The sequence below is a fragment of the Lentzea flava genome (genome assembly GCF_014648475.1).
In the GTDB taxonomy this organism is placed as follows: domain Bacteria; phylum Actinomycetota; class Actinomycetes; order Mycobacteriales; family Pseudonocardiaceae; genus Lentzea; species Lentzea flava.
Window position 1 is genome coordinate 12,733 of sequence record NZ_BMRE01000068.1, and the last position, 24,883, is coordinate 37,615.

Here is a 24,883-nt window from a genome sequence, read left to right on the forward strand (position 1 = left end):
CCTAACTGAACTGCACGGATCGTTTCGAGAGCCCGTACCAGAAGCCTTCAACGCTGGTACGGGCTTTCTCGTCGCTCGCAGCGCCGAGAGCCACGAACAGCGGTGCGAAGTGCTCGGTCCGCGGGTGTGCGATCCCGGCCGCGGGCGCCTTCTGCTGGAAGTCGAGCAACGCGTCCACGTCGCCGTTCGCCAGCTGCTGGTTCGCCCAGTCGTCGAACTCCTTCGACCACGACGGCGGCTCGTAGTCCGTGCCCCGGTCGAAGTGCACGCAGCTCAGGTTGTGGGTCATGAACCCGCTGCCGACGATCAGCACGTTCTGGTCGCGCAACGGCGCGAGCTTCCGCCCGATCTCGTGCAACTCGCGCGGGTCGAGCGTCGGCATCGACAGCTGCAGCACCGGCACGTCGGCCTCGGGGAACATCTCCTTCAACGGCACGTAGGCGCCGTGGTCGAGGCCGCGCGCGGGGTCCTGCTCGACGTGCCCGCCGAGGAGCTTGCGGACGTCCTCGGCGAGCTCGGGCGCACCCGGCGCCTCGTACGTGACCTCGTAGTACCGCTGCGGGAAACCCCAGAAGTCGTAGACCAGCGGCACGGTCGTCGTCGCGCCGATGGTGGTCGGCGCCTCCTCCCAGTGCGCGGAGACCATGAGCACGGCCTCCGGGCGCGGGAGCGTGGCGGACCAGTCCCTGAGCTCTCTGGTCCACTTCTCGTCGTCAGCCAGCGGGGGTGCCCCGTGGCTCAGGTACAGCACAGGTGCGCTCACGTCGTCGAGCGTACGCCTGTTTGTTCAAATTTCAACGACTAAGTTCAGTTTTGAACAACTCGGCGGCCTTGCGCGGGTCCTCGGCCTCCGTGATGGCCCGCACGACGACGACCCGCGTCGCTCCGGCGGCCTTGACCTCGTGGAGGTTCTCCAGGTCGATGCCCCCGATCGCGAACCACGACCGCCGCATGCCCTTGGTGGCCCGCACGAGGTCGAGCCCCGGCGCCGGACGGCCGGGCTTGGTCGGCGTCGGCCAGCACGGGCCGGTGCAGAAGTAGTCCACGCCGTGCTGGGTCGCCGCGGCCTGCATCTGGTCGACGTCGTGCGTGGACCGGCCGATCACCGGGTGCTCGCCGATGATGTGGCGCGCGCACGAGACCGGCAGGTCGTCCTGGCCGAGGTGCAGCACATCCGCCCGCACCGCGTACGCGATGTCCGCGCGGTCGTTGACGGCGAGGAGCTTGCCGTGGCTGTCGCAGGCCTCGGCGAGGATCTCCAGCGCCGCGATCTCCTGCTTCGCCTCGAGTGACTTGTCCCGCAACTGGATGATGTCGACGCCGCCGGCGAGGGCCGCGTCCGCGAACTCGGCCAGATCAGGCCGGTTCGGCGTGCAGAGGTAGAGCGTCGCGTCGGCGAGTCGTTGCCTGATCAGGTTTCCGTCGAGTCCTGGCACGGTCGCACCGTAACCGTTATGTTGGTGTCGGTCCGCACGGGAGCCTGGAGAAGACCGGGCTGAGAGGGAGCGTGGTTCGCTCCGACCGTCGAACCTGATCCGGGTCATGCCGGCGCAGGGAGCGTGAATGCCTTGAGCAGTGTGGAAGTGGCCGTCGTCGGTGGCGGCGTCATCGGCCTGTCCGTGGCCTGGTGCGCGGCGCGTGCGGGTTTCTCGGTCTCGGTGTGCGATCTCGGGTCGCCGCACGCCGGCTCTCGGGTGGCGGGCGGCATGCTCGCACCGGTGGCCGAGGCGTGGCACGGCGAGGAAACCGTTACGGCGCAAGGTGTCGAGGCCCTGGCGCTGTGGCCGGAGTTCGCGGCGGCGCTCGGTGTCGAATTGTTCAACGATGGAACGATCACCGTGGGGACGTCGCCCGGTGACGTCGCCGACCTGCGTAGGATCGTCGAATTGTTCAACAATCCTGGCGTAGGATTGTTGAACAATCCAGGTGCAGGATTGTTGAACGATCGGCGCGTTGAATTGTTGAACAGTCGAGCGATCCGGCAACTCGAACCCTCGCTCGGACCGGCGGTGCGCGGCGGCATGTTCGTTCCGGGCGATCTGGCCGTGGACAACCGCGCCTTGCTTTCCGCGCTGCACAAGGCTTGCGTCGAAGCAGGGGTGAAGATCGAGTCCACTGTGGACGGTTTCGCGCCTGGGTCGCGGCCGACCACCGTGCAGGCGCGGCGAGCCGTCACCGTGATCGCGGCCGGCGCGTGGAGCGGTTCCCTCCACCCCGCCCTCGAAGACGTGATCCGCCCCGTGAAGGGCGAGATCCTGAGGCTCTCGTGGCGCCCAGGCGCGTTGCCGCCGCCGACCCGCACGATCCGCGGTTCGGTGTCCGGGCGATCCGTGTACCTGGTGCCGCGCAAGGACGGCGTGGTCGTCGGCGCCACCCAGTACGAGGCGGGCTTCGACACCGACGTGACGGTCGCGGGCGTGCGGGACCTGTTGCGCGACGCCGAAACGGTGCTGCCGGGCATCGCCGAGTACGCGCTGACCGAGGCCGCGGTCGGGTTCCGCGCCGGCAGCCCGGACAACGTCCCGATCGTGCGCTGGCTCGAACCGGGCGTCATCGCGGCGACGGGCCACCACCGCAACGGGCTTCTGCTCGCCCCGCACACCGCCGCGCTCGTGGTCGAGCTGCTCAAGGGAGGAAGCGCGTGAAAGCAAGGGTCAACGGCACTTCGCGGGACCTGGCCGACGGCACGTCGGTGGCCGCGGTGGTGTCGCTGGTGGGTGCGCCGGACAAGGGCGTGGCCGTCGCGCTGGACGGCGCGGTGGTGCCGAGGGCGTTGTGGGAGAAGACGATCGTGCCGGACGGCGGCGTGGTCGAGGTGCTGACCGCGGTCCAGGGAGGCTGACGTGGACGATCCGCTGATCATCGCGGGCCGGGAGTTCCGCTCCCGGCTCATCACCGGCACCGGCGGTGCCGCGAACCTCTCGGTGCTGGAACGGGCTCTGGTGGCCTCCGGCACCGAGCTGACCACCGTGGCCATGCGCCGCGTCGACTCGGCCGGCCAGACCGGCGTGCTGGAGTTGTTGCGGCGCCTTGGAATCGACGTCCTGCCGAACACCGCCGGCTGCCGCACGTCCGCGGAGGCCGTGCTGACCGCGCAGCTCGCGCGGGAGGCGTTGGAGACGAACTGGGTCAAGCTGGAGGTCGTCCACGACGAGGAGACCCTGCTGCCCGATCCGGTCGAACTGCTCGACGCCGCCGAGCGCCTGGTCGACGACGGCTTCGTCGTCCTGCCGTACACCAACGACGATCCGGTGCTGGCCCGCAAGCTGGAGGACGTCGGCTGCGCCACGGTGATGCCGCTGGGCTCGCCGATCGGCACGGGCCTGGGCATCCGCAACCCGCACAACATCGAGCTGATCACGTCCCGCGCGTCGGTGCCGGTGGTGCTCGACGCGGGCATCGGCACCGCCTCCGATGCCGCGCTCGCAATGGAACTGGGCTGCTCAGCGGTGCTCCTCGCCACCGCGGTGACGCGCGCCCAGGACCCGGAACGGATGGCCGCCGCGATGCGTTGTGCGGTCGAGGGAGGACGGCTCGCGCGTCTGGCGGGAAGAATTCCGCAGCGCTTTTGGGCCCAAGCGTCTTCGCCAGGTCTCTGAGTCGCTACCTTGGGTACTCACGTGTTGGGGGATGATTGAGCATTACCTGAAATCCGCCGAGGAGGACGACTAGCCGTGACGGCCCCCATTGACGCCGAGGTCGAGGACGCGACCGCGCGCCTGTACCTGGCGATCGGCCGGCTGGCCCGGTTGCTGCGACGCACCGGTTCCCCCGGGCTAGGCCCCGGCGCGGTCTCCGCGCTCGCCACGCTCGCGCGGTGCGGTCCCATGCGCCTCGGCGACCTGGCGACCAAGGAAGGCGTGGCGCCCCCGACGCTGTCCCGCATCGTCGCGGCGCTGGTGGAGGCCGGGTACGTGAAGCGAGAGCCCGACCCGCAGGACGGCCGCGCCTGGCTCGCCACCCCCACGCCCGAGGGCGAGACGATGGTCTCCGGTGTGCGGTCCGCGCGGGTGCGCGAGCTGCAGCGGCGGATCGAGCAGCTCACGCCCGAGCACGTGGCGGCGCTCGTGAACGCGTTGGACGCGCTGGAAACGCTCGTCGGCGAAGAGATCAAGTAGCACCGGTGCTCCAGCCGGAAGAGCTCTGGTCATGTCCATGGTGGTCATGACCAGGGCGGGTTTCGGCCTCGGCGACGTCAAGCGGAAGGCCTGCTAACAGGCGACGACCTCCAGTAGCGCCCGGTTGAAGGCGTCGAACTCCGCGACGAGCACGTCGCGGGTCTGCGCCAGCACTCCGGCCGCCATCGTGCCGGTGAACTCCTCCGCGTTCACCAGGCGCGTGCCGCCGTCCACCTCGCTGAGCTCCCAGCGGTGGCGGCCGAAGAACGTCTCCGGGTCGCCGCCCTGGGACGTGAGCGCATAGGGCTCCATCGAGGTGATCTCGCCCTCGAAGTCCCGCTCGAACGGCGTGCCCTTGGCCGCCTTCACCCTCGTCTTCACCCCGTCCACCTGCGTGTATTCCATGACGGGGTTCCACTTCGCGTAGCTCGCGAAGTCCACCAGCACCCGCCACACGTCGTCGATCGGCGCCGGGATGACCAGCTCTGTCCTGACTTCATTTTCCTGCATGGTTGTTCAGCATAATGGGGGCCGCTAGTCTTTTTCCCGTCGTCGGGATCAAGGGGCAGGTTCAGCAGCGCGGCGTCGAGCGACGTCGCGAGATCGTCGACGCCGCGATCGAGCTGTTCGGCGTCAACGGGTACGCGGGCACGGGGGTCGCGGCCATCGCGAAGAAGGCGGGGGTCACGCCGTCCGCGGTGATCCACCACTTCGGGTCCAAGGAGAACCTGCTCAAGGCGGTCCTGGACGAGTTCGACACCCGAGCTGCTCAGCGGGTCAGCAGCAAGGACCTCGTGACGGCGTTGCTCGAAGACGCCGAATACACGATGGCGCACAAGGGATTGGCGACGCTGCACACGGTGCTGCAGGCGGAGCACCTGGCGCGGGACGACGAGATCACGCGGCGGTTCCGGGAGCGCAACCGGTTGCTCAGGGGTCACTTCGCCGGTGTGCTCGGGGAGGCAGCTGCCGTCGAGCTGATCGCCTTCCTGGAAGGCGCGCTGACGGTCTGGCTGCTCGACCCCGAGACCACCGACCTCAGGGCGATGTACGCCCGCTACCTGTCGAGCCTCCAGAGCGGAGACACCGGGCCGACGCCGGCGCCCAACGGGTAGGCGGCGGCGACCGAGCGGACGATGAAGTCCTTGCCGAACCGCACGGCTTCCGGCACCGACGCACCGCGAGCGAGTGCCGAGCTGATCGACGACGCCAGCGTGTCACCGCTGCCGTGCGTGTGCTTCACGTCGTAACGGGGGCCGGGCAGTTCGATGAACTCGCGACCGTCGTACAGCAGGTCGAGGCACTCCGGGTCGTCCCACATGTGGCCGCCCTTCACGAGCACCCACTCCGGCCCCATGGCGTGCAGGGCCTCCGCCGCCACGCGCTGGTCGTCCCGGTCCTTCACGGTGATCCCGGTGATCAGCCGCACCTCGTCGAGGTTCGGCGTGACCAGCGTGGCGCGCGGGAAGAGCAGGCCCCGCAACCCCTCCAGCGCCGAGTCGGCCAGCAGCTGGTCGCCGTGCATCGACGCCGACACCGGGTCGACGACGAACGGGGTCCTGCGGCCACGGCCGATCCCGACCCGGTCCAGCGCGGGCGTGATGGCCTCGATGATCCGGGCGGACGCCAGCATCCCGGTCTTCGCCGCCTGCAGCCCGATGTCCTCGGCGACCGAGATGATCTGCGCCGCGACGGTGTCCGCCGGGATCTCGGCGACGCCCGTGACACCGAGCGAGTTCTGGACCGTCACGGCGGTCAGTGCGACGCAGCCGTGCACTCCGCACGCGAAGAACGTGCGGAGGTCGGCCTGGATGCCCGCACCACCGCCGGAATCGCTTCCGGCGATGGTGAGGACCCGCGGAGGTGTTGCTGTCACGTCGTTTCCACCACTGGCAGGTAGACCTTGTTGCCGTGGTCGGTGAACTCGTCCGACTTCTCGGCCATGCCGGCCTCGATCGCCTCCACAGTGGACAGTCCGCGTTCCTCGGCGTAGCGCCGCACGTCCTGCGTGATCTTCATGGAGCAGAACTTCGGCCCGCACATCGAGCAGAAGTGCGCCGTCTTCGCCGGTTCCGCGGGGAGCGTCTCGTCGTGGAACGAGCGCGCGGTGTCCGGGTCGAGCGACAGGTTGAACTGGTCCTCCCAGCGGAACTCGAAGCGCGCCTTGGACAGCGCGTCGTCCCAGTCCTGGGCGCCGGGGTGGCCCTTCGCGAGGTCCGCGCTGTGGGCCGCGATCTTGTACGTGATCACGCCGGTCTTCACGTCGTCCCGGTTCGGCAGGCCGAGGTGCTCCTTCGGCGTGACGTAGCAGAGCATCGCCGTGCCCAGCCAGCCGATCTGCGCCGCGCCGATCGCGGACGTGATGTGGTCGTAGGCCGGCGCGATGTCCGTGGCCAGCGGGCCGAGGGTGTAGAACGGCGCCTCGCCGCACCACTCCTCCTCCAGCCGGACGTTCTCGGCGATCTTGTGCATCGGCACGTGGCCGGGGCCCTCGATCATGACCTGGACGTCCTTCGCCCGCGCGATGTGCGTGAGCTCGCCGAGGGTCTTCAGTTCCGCGAACTGCGCCTCGTCGTTGGCGTCCGCGATGGAACCCGGCCGCAGCCCGTCACCCAGCGAGAACGTGACGTCGTAGGTGCGCAGGATGTCGCAGAGCTCCTCGAAGTGCGTGTAGAGGAAGCTCTCCTTGTGGTGCGCGAGGCACCACGCGGCCATGATCGACCCACCGCGCGAGACGATGCCGGTGACGCGCTTGGCCGTGAGCGGCACGTACCGCAGCAGCACGCCCGCGTGCACGGTCATGTAGTCGACGCCCTGCTCGCACTGCTCGATCACGGTGTCGCGGTAGACCTCCCACGACAGCTTCGCCGGATCGCCGTTGACCTTCTCCAGTGCCTGGTAGATCGGCACGGTGCCCACCGGAACGGGGGAGTTGCGCAGGATCCACTCGCGCGTCTCGTGGATGCGCTTGCCGGTGGACAGGTCCATGATCGTGTCGGCACCCCAGCGGGTCGCCCACACCATCTTCTCCACCTCGTCCTCGATCGACGACGACACGGCGGAGTTGCCGATGTTCGCGTTGATCTTCACGAGGAACTTCTTGCCGATGATCATCGGCTCGGCCTCGGGGTGCTTGCGGTTCAACGGAATGACCGCACGCCCGATGGCCACCTCGTTGCGCACGAACTCCGCGTCGAGGTTCTCCCGCGTCGCGATGAAGCGCATCTCCGGGGTGATGATCCCGGCCTTCGCGTACGCGAGCTGGCTGACAGCTCCGTTGATCGGTTCCCGTGCGGCGATCCACCCCGACCTGATGTCAGGAAGTCCACTGTGGACGTCGATGGTCGCATTGTCGTCGGTATACGGACCGGAAGTGTCGTAAAGATCGACATGCTCGCCGTTGGTCAGTTCCACCCTGCGGTAGGGCACCCGGATGTCCGAGGACACCTCGCGGTACACCTTGCGAGAGCCCGAGATCGGGCCGGTGGTCACACTGGGCTTGACCGAACGGTCGTCAAGTGCCGTCACGACATTCCTCCCTACGCCGGCATTACCCGGTCAGGTTCAGGCGGTCGGTGACACCGGCGTGGCAGCCAGTCACCCTCTCAGCCCGCTCAGGCGCGAGCTCCCGCGTTGTGTTGAGTTGTCGAGACCCGACCATAGTCAGCGCGCGCCACAGCTGCCAAGGCCACGGTTTGGCCCTAACCTTCTCTCTCGTGGCGGATCATCAGCCGTTCCCGCCCGGCGCGCGTCGCGGTCAACGTCCCGCCGTGGTCTCGGCATGCCCTTCCTGCGGAGAACTCGCAGGTCGTGGCTACCCCGACTGCAATTTCTGCGCCGAGCTGCTCGACCAGTTCTGGCTCGCGGACTGGGAGGCTCTGCGGACGTCGTCCCAGATGGCGGACCGCGAGCTGGCCGAGCTGGTGGTCTCCTCCGACGTCGGCGAGTACCCGTGGACGTGCGTCGACTGGGCGATGACGCTGCTGGCGTGCTCGAGGTGCGGTGCCGAGCTCGGCACCGGGCCGGTCGAGTGCGTCCGGTGTGCCGTCACGGAGGAGCGCCGGTGGAACTGGGACCACTCGGCGCACCCGTACACGATGAGCGCGAACGAGCACCTCTTACGAGTCGCCCGCGCGGCCATGCGCGCACCTCACCGGCGCCGGCCCGCGGTGGTGCAGGCCTGGCAGCTGGTGCTGCCGTTCCTCATCGCCGGTGAGGTGATCGAGTTCGGCCGTCTCGACCGCATTCGCGCGCACGTGCTGGCCGGTGGCTACGAGTCGATGGCCGCGTGCCACACCTTCGCCGAGCTGGCCGGGTTGCCCGAGCTGTTCTGGCGCCGGGGCGACCCGATCTCAACGCGGGTCGAGTACCAGCCGGATTCCGAGCGCCAGCAGCACGCCGCCCGACAGCTTCTCGAGCGCAGGGCGAACCCGCGGGCGGCTCAGCCAGCCGCGGATGGTGTGCAGGATCGACACGATGATCAGGTACCAGACGGTGTCGATCAGGACCCACCCGACGGCGAGGAAGAGCAGAACCCGCTGGCCGGCCTCCCCGGCAGGCACGAACTGCGGTAGGAACGAGATCGCGAACACGCCCAGCTTCGGGTTGGCGAGGTTCACGATCAGCCCGCTGCGGAACGCGTGGCTGGCCGGTGGCGGCTCCGCGCCCGGCAGGCTCCTGCTGAGCAGGGCCTTCACGCCCAGGTAGATCAGGAACACCGCGCCGGCGATCCGCAGCGCGTGGTAGGCGATCTCCGACGCCGTGAGCAGCACGGACAGGCCCAGAGCCGCGGCGACGGCCCAGCACGCGACGCCGACCTCCATGCCGAACACCGTCGCCAGCGCGGCTTTTCGCCCGTGCACCGACTGTCGCAGGACCATGGCCGTGCCGGGTCCTGGCGACAGTGCGATGAGGAACGAGGCCGCGACGAAGGCGACGATGTTTTCCAGTGGCATGCGTCGATGGTCGCTGACGCGAGCAACTTCTTTCTTGACCTGGAGCGCGCTCCAGGATGTTCGGTAGTGCCCATGACGGATCTTGGGAACGTGAAGCTGGGTTTCGGAACGTGGGCGATGGGCGGGCCGATGACCGCCTTCGGGAAGCCCGTCGGCTGGGGTCCTGCTGACGACACGGAGTCGCTCAAGGCGCTCCAGCGGTCGTTCGACCTGGGGGTGCGGTTGATCGACACCGCGGACGTCTACGGGTGCGGACACTCGGAAGAGCTGGTGGGGCAAGCGTTTGCGTCCGTGCGTGACGAGGTGGTCATCGCGACCAAGTGGGGAAACCTGTTCGATCCTGCCACGAGGGAGCTGACCGGCTACGACGGCTCGGTCGAGCACCTGCGCCGCGCCGTCGAGGGGTCGTTGCGGCGCCTGAACACCGACCGGATCGACCTCTACCAGCTGCACAACGGCGACCTCGGGCTCGAGGAGGCGGCGCTGCTGCGCGACGAGTGCGAGGCGCTGGTCCGCGAGGGGAAGATCCTTTCGTACGGCTGGAGCACCGACGACCCCGAACGGGCGCGGTTCTTCGCCGAAGGAGAGCACGGCGTCGCGGCGCAGGCGGACATCAACGTGCTGATGGACACGCCGGAGATGTACAAGGCGGCGGAGGAGGGGAACTTCGCCGTGCTGTGCCGCCGCCCGCTGGCCATGGGGCTGCTCGCCCGTGACACGTTCGGGGAGCTGCCCGCCGACGACGTGCGTGTCACGGATCCCGCGTGGCTGCGGTTCTTCGTCGACGGGAAGCCCTCACCGGAGTACTTCCGGGCGCGGGAGGCCGTGCGGGACGTGCTGACCTCGGGCGGTCGCACGCTGGTGCAGGGCGCGCTGGCGTGGTTCTGGGCACGCTCTCCCCGGCTGATTCCCATTCCGGGGGTCCGGACGGTGGCTCAGGTCGAGGAGAACGCGGGTGCGCTGGAGTTCGGGCCGCTCACCGCCGACGAGCTGGTGCAGGTCGAGTCGGTGCTGCGGCCTTAGTCCTCGTCGTCGACGAAGTTCTCGGGGTCGGCCGGGTCCCACGACAGGCCCGGCTTGCCCCACTCGTTGTCGCGGAGCATCCGCTTCGACTCCTTCTTGTACCGGCCGACGAGGCGGTCGAGGTAGAGGTAGCCGTTGAGGTGGTCGGTCTCGTGCTGCAGACACCGCGCGAAGAACCCGGTGCCCTCGACCTCGAACGGCTGCCCGTCGACGTCCTGTCCGGTCACCTTCGCCCAATGGGCGCGTCCGGTCGGGTACGCCTCACCGGGAACGCTGAGGCAGCCCTCGAAGTCGTCGTCCGGATCCGGCATGGTCTCGGGGATCTCGGACGTCTCCAGCACGGGGTTGCAGACCACGCCGCGGTGCTGGTTGCCTTCTTCGTCCGGGCAGTCGTACACGAAAACCCGCAGGTCGACACCGATCTGGTTGGCCGCGAGCCCGACTCCCTGAGCCGCTGCCATCGTCTCGAACATGTCGTCGACGAGGGTCTTCAGCTCGGTGTCGAACTCGGTGACCTCGCGCGTCGGGTTGTGGAGCACGGGGTCGCCAACGATGCAGATGCGGTGCACGGCCATGGTCAGACTTTAAGCCGTCCAAAACTGTCGGTGTCGCGCGGTAGGTTGGAACGATCACGTGATTGAATTGCCCGCACCTGAGATGGTGTGGCGACCGTGGGGAGCCAGATGGATCACGCCGAGAGGCTTGCTACCGCTGACGGGCTGACCAGCCGCGAACGCACGATGCTCGCGTTCGAGAAGCAGTGGTGGAAGTACTCGGGGTCCAAGGAACAGGCCATCAGGGAACTGTTCGACATGTCGGCCACCCGCTACTACCAGCTGCTCAACGGCCTGATCGAGAAGGAAGCCGCGATGGCTGCCGAGCCGATGCTGGTCAAGCGGTTGCGCGGCGTGCGGACAGGCCGCGCCAGGGTTCGTGCACGCGCCAGGAGCACCGAGGACTGATGACCTCCCCCGAGTCCGCAAGCCCGTCCCGTCCGGCCAAGGCCGCCGGTTTCGCCCTGCTGGGTGTGGCCGCGGTGGCCCTGATCATCGGCGTTGTCAGCCTGTTCGGCGGTGATTCCGACACACCGCCGGTCGCCGGGGGGAGCTCAACTCAGCCTCCGCCGCAGACGACTTCCGAGTCGGCTGCCGCGCCCACGACCACGGCTTCGCCTTCGGCTCCCGCGACCACCACGACAGTGCCGCCCACCTCTTCTGCTGCCACGCCGCCGCCTCCAGTCACACAGCCCGGAGTGGCGAAGGTGCCGGTGCGGGTTTACAACAACTCGACGATCACCGGGCTGGCCGGGAAGGCTTCGGACGAGGTCCGGGCCAACGGGTGGACTGTCGCCGACACCGGCAACTACTCGCAGGGGACCATTCCGACCACGACCGTGTACTACCGGCCTGGGACGGATGAAGAGGCTTCTGCCAAGGAGTTGGCTGCCGTGCTGCGGGCTCGGGTCGAGCCCCGGTTCGACGGGATCCAGTCGGCTCCGCCCGGGATCATCCTGATCGTCACCAACGACTACCAGGGTGCTTCCAAGAGCAAGTAAGGGTTCTGGGCTGCTGCGGCATGGCTGATCTCTACGAACTGCTGATCACAGCTGAGCTTCCGGCCGGCCTCCCGGAGCCGGAACTCGCCGAACTCCGCTGGCATCTCGGCCTCGGGCCGCAACCGGATGAGTTCACGATCGTGACCGACTTCCCGATCGACTACGTCGGCGACGGCGATCCCGCTCACGACATGGCTGACAGCAGCTGGGAGACCCAGGCCGAACCGCTGCTGGCCGGGCGCGGGCCTTCCGACGTGCGGGTCGGCGGGGTCGACTTCTCCGAGTTGGCTTTGCGCGAGGGCCGCCACCCGGCCTGGGTGCTCACATCGCGCCAGGAGATCCACGGCCCTACGCAGTGGCACATGCTGATCGAAATGATCCAGTGGCTGGAGCGGAGGGTGGCTCACCCCGTGGCCGGCGCCGGTCTCAGCTTCTACTTGCGGCACTGCGAAGACACCACGCTGAGGCCGGCGCGACTCGTTGACGGGAAGATCGTCTCCCGGGACGACCCGAGCCGTCTGCTCTGACTCAGCGGGTGGCTGCGTAGGCCGCCAGAGACGCCAGCTGTGCCGGGTCCAGGGAGGGGCGGACCACCTCGCGGGCCTTGGCCAGGTGTGCCTGCGTGACCTCGGCCGCGTCCAGGGATTCCCGCATTGCCGTCAGTGCTGCTTCCCGCACCAGGGCTGCGCAGTCCGCTGCCGAGTACATGGTCAGCTCGGCTGCCAGCGTGGAGAGGTCGACGTCTGCGGCCAGAGGTGTGTTGCGGGAGGCGGCTTTCAGGATTTCCGTGCGGGCCGCGGCGTCTGGTGGCGGCACGTAGACGAGGCGTTCCAGGCGGCCAGGGCGGAGCAGGGCCGGGTCGATCAGCTCCGGGCGGTTCGTCGCGGCGATGACCACCACGTCCCGGAGTGGTTCCACGCCGTCCAGTTCGGTCAGGAGGGTGGCCACCACGCGGTCGGCCACGCCTGCGTCGGAGGACTGGCCCCGGCGCGGGGCCAGGGCGTCCACCTCGTCGAGGAAGATCAGAGCCGGGGCGGCGTCGGAGGCTCGGCGGAAGAGTTCGCGGACCGCTCGTTCCGACTCGCCCACGAACTTGTCCATCAGTTCGGCGCCCTTGACGGTCAGGACGTTGAGCTGGCCGGTGCCTGCCAGGGCGCGGACCAGGAAGGTCTTGCCGCAGCCCGGTGGGCCGTAGAGCAGGACACCTCGTGGAGGTTCCACGCCCAGACGGGCGAAGGAGTCCGGGTAGCGCAGCGGCCAGAGGGCTGCTTCGGTCAGGGACTGCTTGACCTCGGTCATGTCGCCGACGTCGTCGAGGGTCAGGCCTCCCGTTTGGACTGTGTCCGAGGCGGACATCGAGATCGGGCGGACCGTGTTCAGCGCGCCCAGCAGATCTTCCTGTCCCACACGGGGTTCCGGGACCTCGCGCTGGCGCAGGGCTGCTCGTACGGCTGCCTCGCGGCGCAGGGCGCACAGGTCGGCTGCCACGAAGCCCGGGGTGCGTTCCGCCACGGCGCCGAGGTCCACATCGGACTCCAGCGGTACGTCGCGGAGGAGCACCCGGAGCAGTTCGGTGCGGGTGGCGGCGTCCGGGAGCGGAAGGGTCAGTTCCCGGTCGACCAGGTCGGGGGTGCGCAGGCGGGCGTCCACGGACTCCGCGCGGGCCGAGGTGACCACCAGAGCCAGGTTGGGGCGGGACACGGCGGTGCGCAGGATGTCGAGAACGACCGTCGCCACCGGGGGCGGGGTCGAGGGGAGCAGGGCGTCGATGTCGGTGAGCAGCAGGACGGTGGGCTGTTCGGGGACTGCCGCGATCGCGTCGCCCAGCTGCTTGGCCATGGCGCCCGGTTCCAGGACCGAGATGCTCGGGGCGGCCAGTTCCACGATCGAGGCGTCCACGGAGCGGGCCACTGCCCGGACCAGCGTGGCCTTGCCCACGCCTTCCGGGCCGCTGATCATGGCGGCCAGGCGGGCCGAGGCGCCCAGCTTCGTGAGCAGCTCCGGCTGGCGGAACATCAGGTCCAGCCATTCGGTCAGGCGGCGGGCCTGGTCCTTCTGGCCGACGAGGTCGGCCACCGGCAGTGCCTCGTGCTTCTCCTGCACCACGACCGGCGTCACCTCGGCGGCCGGGGCGGAGGCCGAGCGCCAGCCCACCACGCTCGAAGGCTGCACGGCCACCGGGCCCGCGGGGTCGGTCGAGGTGATGGTGATCAGCTCGTTGGTCCACGTCATGCCGATGGCGTTGGACAGCTTGCGGCGCGTTTCAGAGACGTTGGCGCCGGGTGGGGGCGCCAGGTCCTGGGGGAGCAGGGAGACGTTGTCGCCGACGGTCAGCACCTTGCCGGTCAACGCCATGCGGACGTGATCCGGGGTCAGGGCCGTGGTGGCCAGGCGGGAGCCCGCGACGGTGATCGAGCGGGCGCCTGCCACCTGGACCGGGGCCACCACGATTTCGGCGCCCTCGACCACGCCCAGGTTGGTCAGCGTCACGTCGTCCACGAGGACCACGCCGGGAGGTTGGTCGCCCGCGGCGGCCAGGGCGGCGCTCACGCGGGCGCCGGTCAGTTTCACGGCGTCCCAGGCGCGCAGGCCCAAGGCGTCCAGCACCTCGCGGTGGAGGCGGACTACGCCGCGACGGGTGTCCAGTGCGGACGGGGACAGGCGAGCCGTCAGCGTGATCACGCCGACGACTCTAGTGCGGTGGTTGCGCCGGAGTCCGGCGCAACCGATCCGATCAGGACTTGTGGTGCCGGCGGAGACCCAGCTGGCGCCACGAACGGCGCCGGCCACCGCCTGCCGGGACCGCGCCCTCGGCGGCGGCCGCGGTGGACGCGTCACGGCGAGGCCGACGCACCGCGCGCATGGCCGCACCGGCAACACGCCCGTGCAACGGCTGGCGCAGCCCGAGGCGGCGGGCCGCCACGCCGTGGGCCCGCTTGATCGCGCGGCGCTCCACGCCGGTGACGGTCCAGGCCTCCGGATGCTTGGACAGCCACATGTACCGGCGCACCGAGTACGGCAGGTGCGCGAGGTAGACGACCATCGCGATGATCAGCGCCACCAGCGGGAACGTGATGATCGCGGCGGCCAGCAGGCCGATCAGGACCAGCAGCGGGGCGACCGCGCGGGGCGGCACCTTCACCGTCTTCACCGACAGCGTCGGGATGCGCGACACCAGCAGCATGGCGACCACGACGGTCCACACGCCGACGACGACCGGGTTGTTCCACCAGCCGTCGCTGCGCACCTGCTCCTCGATGATCAGGGGCAGCAGCAACAACAACCCGCCCGCAGGAGCGGGGACGCCCACGAAGAACTCCTTCGCGAACGGCGGCTGTTCCTTCTCCAGCAACGTGTTGAAGCGGGCCAGGCGGACGACCATGCAGACCGCGAAGATCAGCGCGATGACCCAGCCCGCGCGGCTGCCCTCGAACTTCCAGAGGTAGATCGCGAGGGCAGGGGCCACGCCGAACGAGATCGCGTCGGCCAGCGAGTCGAGTTCCGCGCCCATCTTCGACGTCGCGTCCAGCAGGCGGGCGATGCGGCCGTCGAGACCGTCGAACACGGCTGCTGCCGCGATCGAGGCGATGGCCGCGCCCCACATGCCGACGTTCGCGAAGTGCACGGCGGACAGGCCCGCGCACATCGCCAGGACCGTGATCGCGTTCGGCAGGAGGCGAACGCCGGGCCCGCTGGGAGCCATCAGGCCTCCGGAAGCTCAGCGAGAACGGTCTCCCCGCCGATGGTGCGCTGGCCCGCCTCGACCAGGACGCGGCTGCCGCGCGGCACGTAGAGGTCCACGCGCGAGCCGAAGCGGATCAGGCCGTAGGTCTGGCCGGCGGCGACCTTCTCGCCCTCGGCGACCTCGCACACGATGCGGCGCGCGACCAGGCCGGCGATCTGCACGACGACGAGGTCGTGGCCGTTGACGGTGCGCAGCCAGACGGTGTTGCGCTCGTTCTCCTCGGACGCCTTGTCGAGGTCGGCGGAGAGGAACTTGCCGGGGTGGTACGAGACCTGGACGACCTCGCCGTCCGCGGGCACGCGCTGGACGTGCACGTCGAAGACCGAGAGGAACACGCTGACGCGCGTCATCGGCTGGGACCCGAGGCCGAGCTCGGCGGGCGGAACGGCGTCCACCACGTGCGAGACGGTGCCGTCGGCGGGCGCGACCGCGATGTTCTGGCGGGTCGGCGTCACGCGCTTCGGCTCGCGGAAGAACCACGCGACCCACGCCGTGACCAGGCCGAGGACGACGCCGAGCCGCTTGAAGCGCAGCCGGACGAGGAGGGTCGCGATCGCCGCGCCGGCGACGAACGGGCGTCCGGCCGGGTGCATCGGCGGCACCATGCCGCGCGCGAGTTCGAGGAAGTGGGAGACGGGCTTCTCGCTGCTCATCGTGTCTGGGGGTTCCGTAGCTTCCGTGAGTTGTCGGGCGGCATCACGCTACGCCAACACACCAAACCGCCCAGCGGGACTGTCGCGAACAACAAGTGGCCGGTCGGCCCGTGCATCCCCCGACGAATGCACGCACCGACCGGCACCTGCATTCAGTGTAATCCCCGTCACATGGCGTGAACAACGCCGGTCGGTGAGCGTTCCGTCACAGTCCGTCGACGCCGATGGCCTGCAGGCGAAGCCGCACTTCGGCGACACGGCCGGCGTCACGGACGGCGGGTGCGACGAGATCGTCCGGATAGACCGCAGCTCCGTCGGGCAGCCGGAGCACGAACATACCGCCCCAGTTGAGTTCCAGCGTGGCGCGGTTGGCGGTGACGAGCTGGTCAGCGACCGCGCACGCCAGGAGTTCCGTCACGGTGTCGACGGCGGCCTCGTGCACCTGCTCCGGCGTGAGCGAACCGTCGACGGGCCTGCCGGTCAGCCGGTGCAGCTCACCGCGTTCGAGGCAGGCCAGCACGGCGGCGAGCGTGTCGCCGACCTTGCTCACCCGGCCGGCGTGCCGCAACGCGTCGGCGTAGCGGCGGACCAGCACCGGACCGGTCAGCGGGGCGAGCTCCTCCCACGTGATCGGCGGGCCCTCGACCTCGATCAGTTGCGCGACGGCCTCGGGCGGCGTGCCCTCCAGCAACGTCCACGACGGTCGTTCGTCGAGGCTCACGGCGGAAGGCGAGGTCAGCAAGGCCATCGCGGCCACGCGCTCGCGCACCGGCGGGTGGCTGTCGAACACCGACGTCGGCTCCTGCTCGGCCAGAACGGGTTCCAGCTCGCGCAGTTCGTGCACCCGCCGCGGGTGGTCCAGGTAGTGGCGGAAGCCCTCGATCAACGGCGGGGTGCGCCCCGCGATGACCGCGAGCGCGACGTACCAGCGCAGGTAGTCGCTCCACGCCTCGCCGACCGGGCCGATCCGCAGCAACGCCCGCCGCGCCGCCTCCTGACCGGCCGCCGCCACCGCCACCTCGTCGGCGAACCGCTCGTGCTCCCGGCTCTCCGAGGCCGCGACCAGCGCGTACAGCTTCGCCCACCCGTACAGCAGCCGCATGAAGTCGCCCTGGTTCACGGCCAGCTCCAGCGCGACCTTGGCGCGGAACGTCACCGCGGACACCTGCGTGTGCCCGCCGCCGTAGTGGCCGAGCTCGTGCGCGAGAACGGACCGCAGCTCGCCGATCGACAACCCGGCCACCAGCGGCAGGCCGAGCTGGAGATAACGGGTGCCGCGGCGTTCCCACACGCTCGCGTTCGCCTCCGGGACCAGCCGCACGTCGTCGGGGCTGCGGGTGCCCGCGAGCGCCGCCACCTCGTCGACGTGCCGCCACAGCTCCGGATGCGTCGCACGGGTCATCGGCACCCCGCTCGGCGCGGGCCTCGCGAAGAACGCGCGCAGCACCGCCCAGAGCATCGGCACGGCGACGCTCGCGGCGAAGAACGCCATCCAGCCGCCGCCCTGGAAGTCGCCGATCCGGAACCGCCAGATCGAGACCACGACCAGGAACGCCGTGAGCGCCGCGCCGAGCACGAAGAACCCAGCGAGCATCACCAGCGCCAGTACCGCTCTCATCCCCCAGTCAGCCCTTCTACTGCAGGTGTCTGACGGTGACCTCGGCCCCCGCCGCCAGCTCCGTCACGTCCTCCGGCACCTCGATCAGGCAGTTCGACAGCGCGAGCGCCGACAGCAGGTGCGAGCCCGGACCCCCGACCGGCGTCACGACCTGACCGGACGACGGGTCGTACAGGCCGCGCCGGAACTGAGTCTTCCCCGCAGGAGACGTCAGCGACGTCGTCACGGTTGCCCGCGCGGTCGGCCGTTCGACCTGAGCGTGCCCCATCGACGCGAGCAGCGCGGGCCGGACGAAGACCTCGAACGACACCTGCGCGCTCACCGGGTTGCCCGGCAGCGTCAGCACCGGCACGCCCTCGTAGGTGCCCGCGCCCTGCGGCCCGCCCGGCTGCATCGCGACCTTCGTGAACCGCACGTCGTGACTCGCCAGGGCGTCCTTGACCACCTCGTACGCACCCGCGCTGACCCCGCCGGACGTCACGATCACGTCCACCGAGCCGAGGTACGGCGCCAGCGCGCGGTGGAAGGCCTCCACGTCGTCCGGCACGAACCGCAGCTGCACGGCGACGCCTCCCGCCTCCCGCACCGAGGAGGCGAGCATCATGCCGTTGGACTCGTAGATCTGGCCGGGCTGCAGCGGCTGACCGGGCTCGACCAGCTCGGAACCCGTGGACAGGATCAGCACCCGCGGGCGGCGGCGCACCGGCAGCCGCGCGAGCCCGAGCGCGGACGCGAGTCCCAGCTGGGCAGGGCGCAGGACGGTGCCGGCGACCAGCACCGCGTCGCCCTTCTGCACGTCGTCGCCCGCGACGCGGATGTTCGTGCCCTGCGCGACGGACGCGTTGATCGTCACGGTCTCGGTGCCGCCGTCGGTCAGCTCGACCTGGATCACCGCGTCCGCGCCAGGAGGCACCGGGGCGCCGGTCATGATCCGCTGGACGGTGCCGGGTTCCAGCGCGTTGAGCTGCGTGCGGCCTGCGGGGATGTCGTCGGCGACGGGGAGCGTGACCGGGATCGGTCCCGCGAGGTCGGCGGCGCGGACCGCATACCCGTCCATCGCGGAGTTGTCGAACGGTGGCAGGGAAACCGGAGCGATGACGTCGGCGGCGAGCACGAGCCCGAGGCACTCGTCGAGCGGGAGCTGCAGCACGGGCATCAGCCCGACGAGCTCCGCGACGCGCTGGCGGTGTTCGGCGACAGTGGTGGGGGACACGTCTGCATACTGCCAAGACCGGGTGGTCGTGACGATCGCCCGGACCCGTTCATCCCCGGAGGTGTTGCTCGTGCAGGTCCGGACCCGGCACACACCGACGTTCGGCGTGGCGAGACTCGTGCTCGCGCCTGACGAGATGGTGCTGGTCGACCCGCTCACGCTGCTGGCGACGAGCTACGGCCTCTCGGTCGACGTCAAGGGCACCGGCACCAAGGCGGTCGCGCTGTGCACGGCGGGCGCGGAGGGCGGCTGGGTCGACGCGGCCCCCGTGCTGCCGGGCGACCTGCACCTCGTCGAGCTCGACGGCAAGACCGGCTGGTGCGTCTCGCGGCTCGGCTGGGTCGCGTCGAGCAGCACGGTGGCGATGAACCCCGAGGCGCCGGTGTTGCAGGCGCTCTTCGGTGGCGTCGAGGGCTTTCTGAACTACGCGCACGGCCAGGGCGGTGTGGTGCTCGCCTGTTGCGGCGCGCTCGATCTCGTGACGCTGGAGGCCGGTGAGGCGGTGACCATCGGCAGCGACCACGTGCTGGCGTTCGCGGACACCGTGCAATGCCGTCTTCGCCCGTCCGCGGCTGATGGCGGGCAATCCATTCAGACGGGCGAGGGCCTGGTCTTCGACTTCGCCGGTCCCGGTGCCGTGCTCACCCAGACGCGCGGACCCCGCCGGCTCACCACCTGGTTGCGCGCCAACGGAGTCAGCGCTCGTTCATGACTCCGTAAGGAGGTATCCGAGTGACTTTTCTTCTTTTAGCGTTGCGTTCTGCTCTTTGCGTGATCTGAAGGAGGACGCCTTGGCTCTCGGTACCGTCAAGTGGTTCAACTCCGAAAAGGGATACGGCTTCATCGCAACCGACGGCGGGCCCGACGTGTTCGTGCACTACTCGGCGATCCAGATGGAAGGCTTCCGGACCCTCTCCGAGGGCGACCGGGTGGAGTTCGAGGTGCAGGCCGGACGGGACGGACGCAGCCAGGCTTCGGACGTGCGAAAGGCGTGAGCATCACTCTTTGACCAACCCCCGGCACGGGGATCTGAGCGGGCGTTAGGCTGCCTCGCGTGTCAGAGGACCTGAGCGGACGGCGGATCGCGCACTACCGGATCGACGGCGTGCTCGGCCGCGGCGGCATGAGCGTGACGTACAAGGCCACTGACGTGAGACTCGGCCGCAAAGTCGCGCTCAAGGTCATCGGCGAGCACCTCGCGCCCGACGCCGAGTTCCGCGAGAGGTTCGTCGACGAGGCGCGCAACACCTCCGCCATCGATCACGCGAACATCGTGCCGCTGTACGACTTCGACGAGGTCGACGGCCTGCTGTACATCGCGATGCGGCTGGTCGACGGCCAGGACCTCTCCGGGCACATCAAGTCGGGGCCGCTCACCCCTGCCCGCACGCTGACGCTGCTCGCGCAGGTCGCGGAAGCGCTCGACATGCTGCACGGCAAGGGCCTCGTGCACCTCGACGTGAAGCCGGCCAACGTCCTCGTGACCACCAAGGAAGGCTCGCGCGAGCACGTCTACGTCGCCGACTTCGGCCTCACCCGCCGCGGCGCCACCGGCCACCGCACCCGAACGGGTGATTTCCTCGGCTCGCCGACCTACGCGGCGCCGGAACACCTGCGCGGTGAGCCCGTCGACGGCCGCACCGACCAGTACGCGCTCGCCTGCATGCTGTTCGCCTGCCTGTCCGGCCGCCCGCCGTTCCAGGGCGGTGTGCAGGAGGTCATCCAGGGCCACCTCGGCCAGGCCGTTCCGGCGTTGTCGCAGCTCGTGGCGTTGCCGCCGGCCATCGACGAGGTGATCCGCAAGGGCACCGCGAAGGACCCGTCGCAGCGGTTCGCGAGCTGCGCCGAGCTCATCAACGCCGCCCGCGTCGCTCTCGCCGGGGCCGCGCAGGGCTCGGCTCCCGCTCAACTCGGCCCCGCGTCCGGCTCGATCCCGGTGCAGTCGCCGGTGTCCGGGCCGATGGCCGTGCAGCAGGGTCCGTACCAGGGCGGCTACCAGCAGCCGCCGCTGGCCGACCCCGTCCGGCTGCGCCCGCCGAACCAGGTGGGCGTGAGCGCCTTCACGTCGTCGAAGAAGGAACGGCCGGCGTGGTTCGCGCCGGTCATCGCGGCCGCGGCGGCGATCGTGGTGATCATCATCGTGGTGATCATCCTGTCGCCGAAGGACGAGCCGGCGCGGCAGCCCAAGACGAACTCCTCGCCGACGTTGCAGCTCGGCGACGAGTCGACCTCGAAGAAGCCGCTGCCGACTTCTGTGCCGGTGCGCACGTCGCGCTGACGTTCGCCGGGGGTTCGCTTGCACTCGCCGTGCCCGAGTGCTAAACACGACTTAGCACTCGGCTGGTTCGAGTGCCAGAGCAGTGAGGCTGGGACGGTGAGGCCTCTCCGGGTTTGATCATCCGGGGGAGTCGTCCGTCGCGGGCACCGAGCCTGGCCACTGCACCGTGTTCCGCTGTGGGCTTTGCCGGCCCGCAGTGGCCCAGAATCCACAAAGGCGGAGGAACACACCGCAATGGCCAAGATGATTGCGTTCGACGAGGACGCCCGCCGCGGTCTCGAGCGGGGTATGAACACCCTCGCTGACGCCGTCAAGGTGACGCTCGGCCCGAAGGGCCGCAACGTCGTGCTCGAGAAGAAGTGGGGTGCGCCGACGATCACCAACGACGGCGTGTCCATCGCGAAGGAGATCGAGCTCGAGGACCCGTGGGAGAAGATCGGGGCCGAGCTCGTCAAGGAAGTCGCGAAGAAGACCGACGACGTTGCCGGTGACGGCACCACCACCGCGACCGTTCTCGCCCAGGCGCTGGTCCGCGAGGGCCTGCGCAACGTTGCTGCCGGCGCCAACCCGCTCGGCCTCAAGCGCGGCATCGAGCAGGCCGTCGAGGCCGTCGCCGAGCAGCTGCTGAAGGCCGCCAAGGAGATCGAGACCAAGGAGCAGATCGCTGCTACCGCGTCCATCTCCGCCGCTGACCCCACCATCGGTGAGCTGATCGCCGAGGCGATGGACAAGGTCGGCAAGGAAGGCGTCATCACCGTCGAGGAGAGCAACACCCTCGGTCTCGAGCTCGAGCTCACCGAAGGTATGCGCTTCGACAAGGGCTACATCTCCGGTTACTTCGTGACCGACCCCGAGCGTCAGGAAGCGGTCCTCGAGGACCCGTACATCCTGCTGTTCGGCTCCAAGATCTCCACGGTCAAGGACCTGCTCCCGCTGCTCGAGAAGGTCATGCAGTCCGGCAAGCCGCTGCTGATCATCTCCGAGGACGTCGAGGGCGAGGCCCTGGCCACGCTGGTCGTCAACAAGATCCGCGGCACCTTCAAGTCCGTCGCCGTCAAGGCGCCTGGCTTCGGTGACCGCCGCAAGGCCATCCTCCAGGACATCGCCACCCTCACCGGTGGCCAGGTCATCACCGAGGACGTCGGCCTGAAGCTGGAGAACGCCGACATCTCGCTGCTGGGCAAGGCCCGCAAGGTCGTCGTCACCAAGGACGAGACGACCATCGTCGAGGGCTCCGGCGACGCCGACCAGATCCAGGGTCGCGTCAACCAGATCCGCGCCGAGATCGAGAAGTCGGACTCCGACTACGACCGCGAGAAGCTCCAGGAGCGCCTCGCCAAGCTCGCCGGCGGCGTCGCCGTCATCAAGGCGGGCGCGGCCACCGAGGTCGAGCTCAAGGAGCGCAAGCACCGCATCGAGGACGCGGTCCGCAACGCCAAGGCCGCCGTCGAGGAGGGCATCGTCGCCGGTGGTGGCGTCGCGCTGCTCCAGGCCGCCGAGGCCGCCTTCGCGGGTCTGCGCCTGACCGGCGACGAGGCCACCGGTGCCAACATCGTCAAGGTCGCCGTCGAGGCCCCGCTCAAGCAGATCGCGATCAACGCCGGTCTCGAGGGCGGCGTCGTCGTCGAGCGCGTCAAGTCCCTCCCCGCGGGCGAGGGCCTGGACGCCGCGACCGGCGAGTACAAGGACCTGGTCGCCGCGGGCATCATCGACCCGGCCAAGGTCACGCGTTCCGCGCTGCAGAACGCCGCGTCCATCGCCGCGCTGTTCCTGACGACCGAGGCCGTCGTCGCGGACAAGCCGGAGAAGAACGCTGCTCCGGCCACGCCGGACGCCGGCGGCATGGACTTCTGAGTCCACGCCTCTGATCGACTGAACGGCCCGGCTCGCTTCGGCGAGCCGGGCCGTTCGGCGTTCGTTCGGCTTTCACGGGTCGCCTTCCAGCGTTGTTGCGCAGGTATTGACGAGCCGGGTCATTTCATCGCCGCTTCGCGACGATTGCGATTGGGGCGTGACTTCGGGGCCCTTGCGAGGCGCAGATCGGCCTATAAAAGCCGGGCATAAGGAGCCCGGCCGATCCGAGCACGGTAGCACCTCGCACCCAAAGTCAAGCCCCAATCGCGAGCGTGCGTGGTTGCGTTTGGCGGTCGGGTTCCGGAAATTACCGCTTGAACAGCGCGGCATTGCTTCGCCCGGTCCAGTTCACTCGATGGTGTTCCTTTTCGACCGTAATATTCTCGTGATCATGCGGTAGAGTCGAACACGTGAGCGACCGCGGGCTTTCCCTTCTCTCCACTGACGAGCTGCTGCGCAGCATCGTCGGCAAGGTGACGGAAATCCGGGCCCGCGAATATGCAGTGATGCAGGACATCGCCGAGTTGAATCGGCGTGGAGCCGCGGCGGAGCTGGGGTACAAAACTTTGCCGCAGGTGTTGCGGCACGCCCTCCGCTGGGATCCGACGACCGCCCGGCGCTGGGTAGAGCAGGCCGTGCTGCTCAGCAGTGAGATCACTCCGACCGGCAGCGAACTCGCCCCCGCCCTTCCGGTGACCGCCGCGGCCGCGGCCGAGGGCGCGTTGTCGCTCGACCACGTCGTCGCGGTCGCGGAGGCGATGAAGAGCCTGCCCGCCGAGGTCGAGAACCTGGTCGTGGAGTGTGCTCGCGACCACGAGCCCGCCGCGGTGCTCGCCTTCGGCAAGGACCTGGCCTACGGGCTCTACCAGAACGACCCCGAACCGCGTGACCCCGAGCCCGAGTCTGCGGGCAACCGGCTTACGCTGCGGCAGAACAAGGCCGGGGACTGGAAGCTCGCGGGAACGATGGACGCGGTGACCGGCGCGAAGTTCGCGACCCTGCTGGATCCGCTGGCCAAGCCCCGCCCGAGCACCGACGAGGGCCCGGACCCGCGCTCGCTTGACGAGCGCCAGGGCGACGCCCTGGCCGAACTCATCGACCTGACCCTACGGGCCGACACGTTGCCCGAACACGGCGGCGAACCGGTCACGTTGACCATGACCATGGCCTACGAGGACCTGGCCGAGCAGACCGGCCACGCGGTACTGGACAACGGCGAACGCATCCCGGCCGACCAGGTCCGCCAGCTCGCCTGCAGCGCGGGCATCATCCCCATGGTCATGGGCAGCAAGTCCCAGCCGCTCGATGTGGGTCGACGGTCCCGGCTGTTCACTGCCGGGATCCGCCGCGCTCTGGTCGCGCGTGACCACGGCTGCGCCTTCCCCGGTTGCGGTCGCCCGCCGAAGCATTGCGATGCCCACCACGTCCATCACTGGGCCGACGGCGGCGACACCCGCATCGACAACGGCGTGCTGCTGTGTCGCCACCACCACACGCTCATCCACCGCAGCGACTGGGAAGTCACGATCGAGCAGGGCGTGCCAGTCTTCTACCCGCCCGCCTGGCTCGACCCTCAACGCAGACCCAGACGCAACCAGCTCCACACCGCCGCCTGACCCCGACCAGGGGAACGCGAGCGGCCCCTCCACCACGCCAACCGCCACGGCCGTGCAGCTCCACCACGGTCGTGGCACAGGCATGCCCCCAAACCGGCCAGGCATACGGATACGGCCGCGACAGCCACAAGGCGATGACAGCGAAAGCGTCGGTACCGGCACAGGGAACGAGCTAGACGCGACCGAGGCACCGGGCTCGGCAAGGGGTCAGGCGAGGCAGAGGGGCGGGCGAGGCAGAGGGGCGGGCGAGGCAGA

At 69.5% G+C, this 24,883-nt stretch carries 26 protein-coding genes and 2 riboswitches; of the genes, 14 read left to right on the forward strand and 12 right to left on the reverse strand.

Annotated elements, in window-relative coordinates:
* Nucleotide 1: 1 nt before the first annotated feature.
* Nucleotides 2–763, reverse strand: coding sequence for a dioxygenase family protein (locus tag IEZ09_RS40895; RefSeq protein WP_189259228.1), 762 nt, complete (start codon nt 761–763; stop codon nt 2–4).
* A 31-nt stretch (nt 764–794) separates the two neighbouring features.
* Nucleotides 795–1,436 (reverse strand): thiamine phosphate synthase, encoded by a 642-nt coding sequence (gene thiE, locus IEZ09_RS40900; protein ID WP_189259229.1) that lies wholly within the window; start codon nt 1,434–1,436, stop codon nt 795–797.
* A 26-nt stretch (nt 1,437–1,462) separates the two neighbouring features.
* A riboswitch (TPP riboswitch) is annotated at nt 1,463–1,574 on the forward strand.
* Between the two features lie 3 nt (nt 1,575–1,577).
* On the opposite strand from thiE, the gene thiO reads away from it, so the two are divergent.
* The 4 genes from thiO (at nt 1,578) to IEZ09_RS40920 (ending at nt 4,118) form a co-directional block, all read left to right on the forward strand.
* Nucleotides 1,578–2,645: a glycine oxidase ThiO gene (gene thiO / locus IEZ09_RS40905; RefSeq protein ID WP_229813402.1), complete on the forward strand. Its 1,068-nt coding sequence runs from the start codon at nt 1,578–1,580 to the stop codon at nt 2,643–2,645.
* The gene (gene thiS, locus IEZ09_RS40910; RefSeq protein WP_189259231.1) at nt 2,642–2,842 is read left to right on the forward strand and encodes a sulfur carrier protein ThiS; all 201 of its coding nucleotides are present in this window, start codon (nt 2,642–2,644) and stop codon (nt 2,840–2,842) included. Before thiO ends, thiS begins: the two co-directional genes overlap by 4 nt.
* 1 nt (nt 2,843) lies before the next feature.
* Entirely contained in the window at nt 2,844–3,599 is a 756-nt protein-coding gene (locus tag IEZ09_RS40915) for a thiazole synthase (RefSeq protein ID WP_189259232.1), read from the forward strand.
* 75 nt (nt 3,600–3,674) lie between these two features.
* Nucleotides 3,675–4,118, forward strand: coding sequence for a MarR family winged helix-turn-helix transcriptional regulator (locus IEZ09_RS40920; protein WP_229813401.1), 444 nt, complete (start codon nt 3,675–3,677; stop codon nt 4,116–4,118).
* A gap of 93 nt (nt 4,119–4,211) precedes the next feature.
* Here the strand turns inward: IEZ09_RS40920 and IEZ09_RS40925 are convergent, their stop codons facing one another.
* The gene (locus tag IEZ09_RS40925) at nt 4,212–4,628 is read right to left on the reverse strand and encodes an SRPBCC domain-containing protein (protein ID WP_189259233.1); all 417 of its coding nucleotides are present in this window, start codon (nt 4,626–4,628) and stop codon (nt 4,212–4,214) included.
* A 14-nt stretch (nt 4,629–4,642) separates the two neighbouring features.
* On the opposite strand from IEZ09_RS40925, the gene IEZ09_RS47775 reads away from it, so the two are divergent.
* Nucleotides 4,643–5,233: a TetR/AcrR family transcriptional regulator gene (locus IEZ09_RS47775; RefSeq protein WP_189259234.1), complete on the forward strand. Its 591-nt coding sequence runs from the start codon at nt 4,643–4,645 to the stop codon at nt 5,231–5,233.
* Here the strand turns inward: IEZ09_RS47775 and thiD are convergent.
* The 3 genes from thiD to IEZ09_RS40945 form a co-directional block, all read right to left on the reverse strand.
* Complete coding sequence (thiD, locus tag IEZ09_RS40935; RefSeq protein WP_189259235.1) at nt 5,176–5,994, reverse strand: bifunctional hydroxymethylpyrimidine kinase/phosphomethylpyrimidine kinase; 819 nt, start codon at nt 5,992–5,994, stop codon at nt 5,176–5,178. The genes IEZ09_RS47775 and thiD overlap by 58 nt on opposite strands.
* Entirely contained in the window at nt 5,991–7,646 is a 1,656-nt protein-coding gene (gene thiC / locus IEZ09_RS40940) for a phosphomethylpyrimidine synthase ThiC (protein WP_189259236.1), read from the reverse strand. Before thiC ends, thiD begins: the two co-directional genes overlap by 4 nt.
* Nucleotides 7,636–7,760, reverse strand: a riboswitch (TPP riboswitch). (Overlaps the previous gene by 11 nt.)
* A 710-nt stretch (nt 7,761–8,470) precedes the next feature.
* Nucleotides 8,471–9,073 (reverse strand): LysE family translocator, encoded by a 603-nt coding sequence (locus IEZ09_RS40945; protein WP_189259237.1) that lies wholly within the window; start codon nt 9,071–9,073, stop codon nt 8,471–8,473.
* A 72-nt stretch (nt 9,074–9,145) separates the two neighbouring features.
* Between IEZ09_RS40945 and IEZ09_RS40950 the strand changes: the two genes are divergently transcribed.
* A complete protein-coding gene (locus IEZ09_RS40950; protein ID WP_189259238.1) occupies nt 9,146–10,096 on the forward strand; it encodes an aldo/keto reductase in 951 nt (316 codons plus the stop codon).
* On the opposite strand, the gene IEZ09_RS40955 is transcribed toward IEZ09_RS40950, so the two are convergent.
* Nucleotides 10,093–10,671, reverse strand: coding sequence for a peptide deformylase (locus tag IEZ09_RS40955; protein ID WP_189259239.1), 579 nt, complete (start codon nt 10,669–10,671; stop codon nt 10,093–10,095). The two genes, IEZ09_RS40950 and IEZ09_RS40955, sit on opposite strands and share 4 nt — an antisense overlap.
* A gap of 108 nt (nt 10,672–10,779) precedes the next feature.
* On the opposite strand from IEZ09_RS40955, the gene IEZ09_RS40960 reads away from it, so the two are divergent.
* Genes IEZ09_RS40960 through IEZ09_RS40970 form a run of 3 tightly spaced genes read left to right on the forward strand, consistent with a single transcriptional unit; the run spans nt 10,780 to nt 12,178 of the window.
* A complete protein-coding gene (locus IEZ09_RS40960; RefSeq protein ID WP_189259240.1) occupies nt 10,780–11,058 on the forward strand; it encodes a DUF3263 domain-containing protein in 279 nt (92 codons plus the stop codon).
* Nucleotides 11,058–11,651, forward strand: a complete 594-nt coding sequence (locus tag IEZ09_RS40965; protein WP_189259241.1) for a LytR C-terminal domain-containing protein — start codon at nt 11,058–11,060, stop codon at nt 11,649–11,651. The genes IEZ09_RS40960 and IEZ09_RS40965 overlap by 1 nt, the downstream gene beginning before the upstream one ends.
* Nucleotides 11,652–11,671: 20 nt before the next feature.
* Nucleotides 11,672–12,178, forward strand: coding sequence for a hypothetical protein (locus tag IEZ09_RS40970; RefSeq protein ID WP_189259242.1), 507 nt, complete (start codon nt 11,672–11,674; stop codon nt 12,176–12,178).
* A gap of 1 nt (nt 12,179) precedes the next feature.
* Here the strand turns inward: IEZ09_RS40970 and IEZ09_RS40975 are convergent, their stop codons facing one another.
* The 5 genes from IEZ09_RS40975 to moeA all read right to left on the reverse strand — a co-directional run bounded on the left by IEZ09_RS40975 (nt 12,180) and on the right by moeA (nt 18,880).
* Nucleotides 12,180–14,333 (reverse strand): AAA family ATPase, encoded by a 2,154-nt coding sequence (locus IEZ09_RS40975; RefSeq protein WP_189259243.1) that lies wholly within the window; start codon nt 14,331–14,333, stop codon nt 12,180–12,182.
* A 52-nt stretch (nt 14,334–14,385) separates the two neighbouring features.
* Nucleotides 14,386–15,354: a CDP-diacylglycerol--serine O-phosphatidyltransferase gene (gene pssA, locus IEZ09_RS40980; protein WP_370467793.1), complete on the reverse strand. Its 969-nt coding sequence runs from the start codon at nt 15,352–15,354 to the stop codon at nt 14,386–14,388.
* The gene (locus tag IEZ09_RS40985) at nt 15,354–16,049 is read right to left on the reverse strand and encodes a phosphatidylserine decarboxylase (RefSeq protein WP_189259244.1); all 696 of its coding nucleotides are present in this window, start codon (nt 16,047–16,049) and stop codon (nt 15,354–15,356) included. The genes pssA and IEZ09_RS40985 overlap by 1 nt, the downstream gene beginning before the upstream one ends.
* A 205-nt stretch (nt 16,050–16,254) precedes the next feature.
* Nucleotides 16,255–17,667 carry a M48 family metallopeptidase gene (locus tag IEZ09_RS40990; RefSeq protein WP_189259245.1) on the reverse strand — a complete coding sequence of 471 codons (1,413 nt, stop codon included), beginning with the start codon at nt 17,665–17,667 and terminating at the stop codon, nt 16,255–16,257.
* 16 nt (nt 17,668–17,683) lie between these two features.
* On the reverse strand, nt 17,684–18,880 hold the full coding sequence (gene moeA / locus IEZ09_RS40995; RefSeq protein WP_268247687.1) for a molybdopterin molybdotransferase MoeA: 1,197 nt from the start codon (nt 18,878–18,880) through the stop codon (nt 17,684–17,686).
* 70 nt (nt 18,881–18,950) lie between these two features.
* On the opposite strand from moeA, the gene IEZ09_RS41000 reads away from it, so the two are divergent.
* The 5 genes from IEZ09_RS41000 to IEZ09_RS41020 all read left to right on the forward strand — a co-directional run bounded on the left by IEZ09_RS41000 (nt 18,951) and on the right by IEZ09_RS41020 (nt 24,628).
* Nucleotides 18,951–19,592 (forward strand): AIM24 family protein, encoded by a 642-nt coding sequence (locus IEZ09_RS41000; RefSeq protein ID WP_189259246.1) that lies wholly within the window; start codon nt 18,951–18,953, stop codon nt 19,590–19,592.
* Nucleotides 19,593–19,671: 79 nt separating this feature from the next.
* Complete coding sequence (locus IEZ09_RS41005; RefSeq protein ID WP_065915056.1) at nt 19,672–19,875, forward strand: cold-shock protein; 204 nt, start codon at nt 19,672–19,674, stop codon at nt 19,873–19,875.
* A 59-nt stretch (nt 19,876–19,934) separates the two neighbouring features.
* Complete coding sequence (locus tag IEZ09_RS41010) at nt 19,935–21,158, forward strand: serine/threonine-protein kinase (RefSeq protein ID WP_189259247.1); 1,224 nt, start codon at nt 19,935–19,937, stop codon at nt 21,156–21,158.
* 234 nt (nt 21,159–21,392) lie between these two features.
* Complete coding sequence (gene groL, locus IEZ09_RS41015; protein WP_189259248.1) at nt 21,393–23,012, forward strand: chaperonin GroEL; 1,620 nt, start codon at nt 21,393–21,395, stop codon at nt 23,010–23,012.
* Between the two features lie 410 nt (nt 23,013–23,422).
* Nucleotides 23,423–24,628, forward strand: coding sequence for an HNH endonuclease signature motif containing protein (locus tag IEZ09_RS41020; protein WP_189259249.1), 1,206 nt, complete (start codon nt 23,423–23,425; stop codon nt 24,626–24,628).
* Nucleotides 24,629–24,883 lie beyond the last annotated feature (255 nt).

Bases quoted from the DNA above. Each gene is read 5' to 3' on its own strand.
- IEZ09_RS40925 (WP_189259233.1), bottom strand. From the start codon at position 4,628: ATGCAGGAAAATGAAGTCAGGACAGAGCTGGTCATCCCGGCGCCGATC.
- IEZ09_RS47775 (WP_189259234.1), top strand. From the start codon at position 4,643: ATGGGGGCCGCTAGTCTTTTTCCCGTCGTCGGGATCAAGGGGCAGGTT.
- IEZ09_RS40945 (WP_189259237.1), bottom strand. From the start codon at position 9,073: ATGCCACTGGAAAACATCGTCGCCTTCGTCGCGGCCTCGTTCCTCATC.
- IEZ09_RS40950 (WP_189259238.1), top strand. From the start codon at position 9,146: ATGACGGATCTTGGGAACGTGAAGCTGGGTTTCGGAACGTGGGCGATG.
- IEZ09_RS40955 (WP_189259239.1), bottom strand. From the start codon at position 10,671: ATGGCCGTGCACCGCATCTGCATCGTTGGCGACCCCGTGCTCCACAAC.
- IEZ09_RS40960 (WP_189259240.1), top strand. From the start codon at position 10,780: ATGGATCACGCCGAGAGGCTTGCTACCGCTGACGGGCTGACCAGCCGC.
- IEZ09_RS40965 (WP_189259241.1), top strand. From the start codon at position 11,058: ATGACCTCCCCCGAGTCCGCAAGCCCGTCCCGTCCGGCCAAGGCCGCC.
- IEZ09_RS40970 (WP_189259242.1), top strand. From the start codon at position 11,672: ATGGCTGATCTCTACGAACTGCTGATCACAGCTGAGCTTCCGGCCGGC.
- pssA (WP_370467793.1), bottom strand. From the start codon at position 15,354: ATGGCTCCCAGCGGGCCCGGCGTTCGCCTCCTGCCGAACGCGATCACG.
- IEZ09_RS40985 (WP_189259244.1), bottom strand. From the start codon at position 16,049: ATGAGCAGCGAGAAGCCCGTCTCCCACTTCCTCGAACTCGCGCGCGGC.
- IEZ09_RS40990 (WP_189259245.1), bottom strand. From the start codon at position 17,667: ATGAGAGCGGTACTGGCGCTGGTGATGCTCGCTGGGTTCTTCGTGCTC.
- groL (WP_189259248.1), top strand. From the start codon at position 21,393: ATGGCCAAGATGATTGCGTTCGACGAGGACGCCCGCCGCGGTCTCGAG.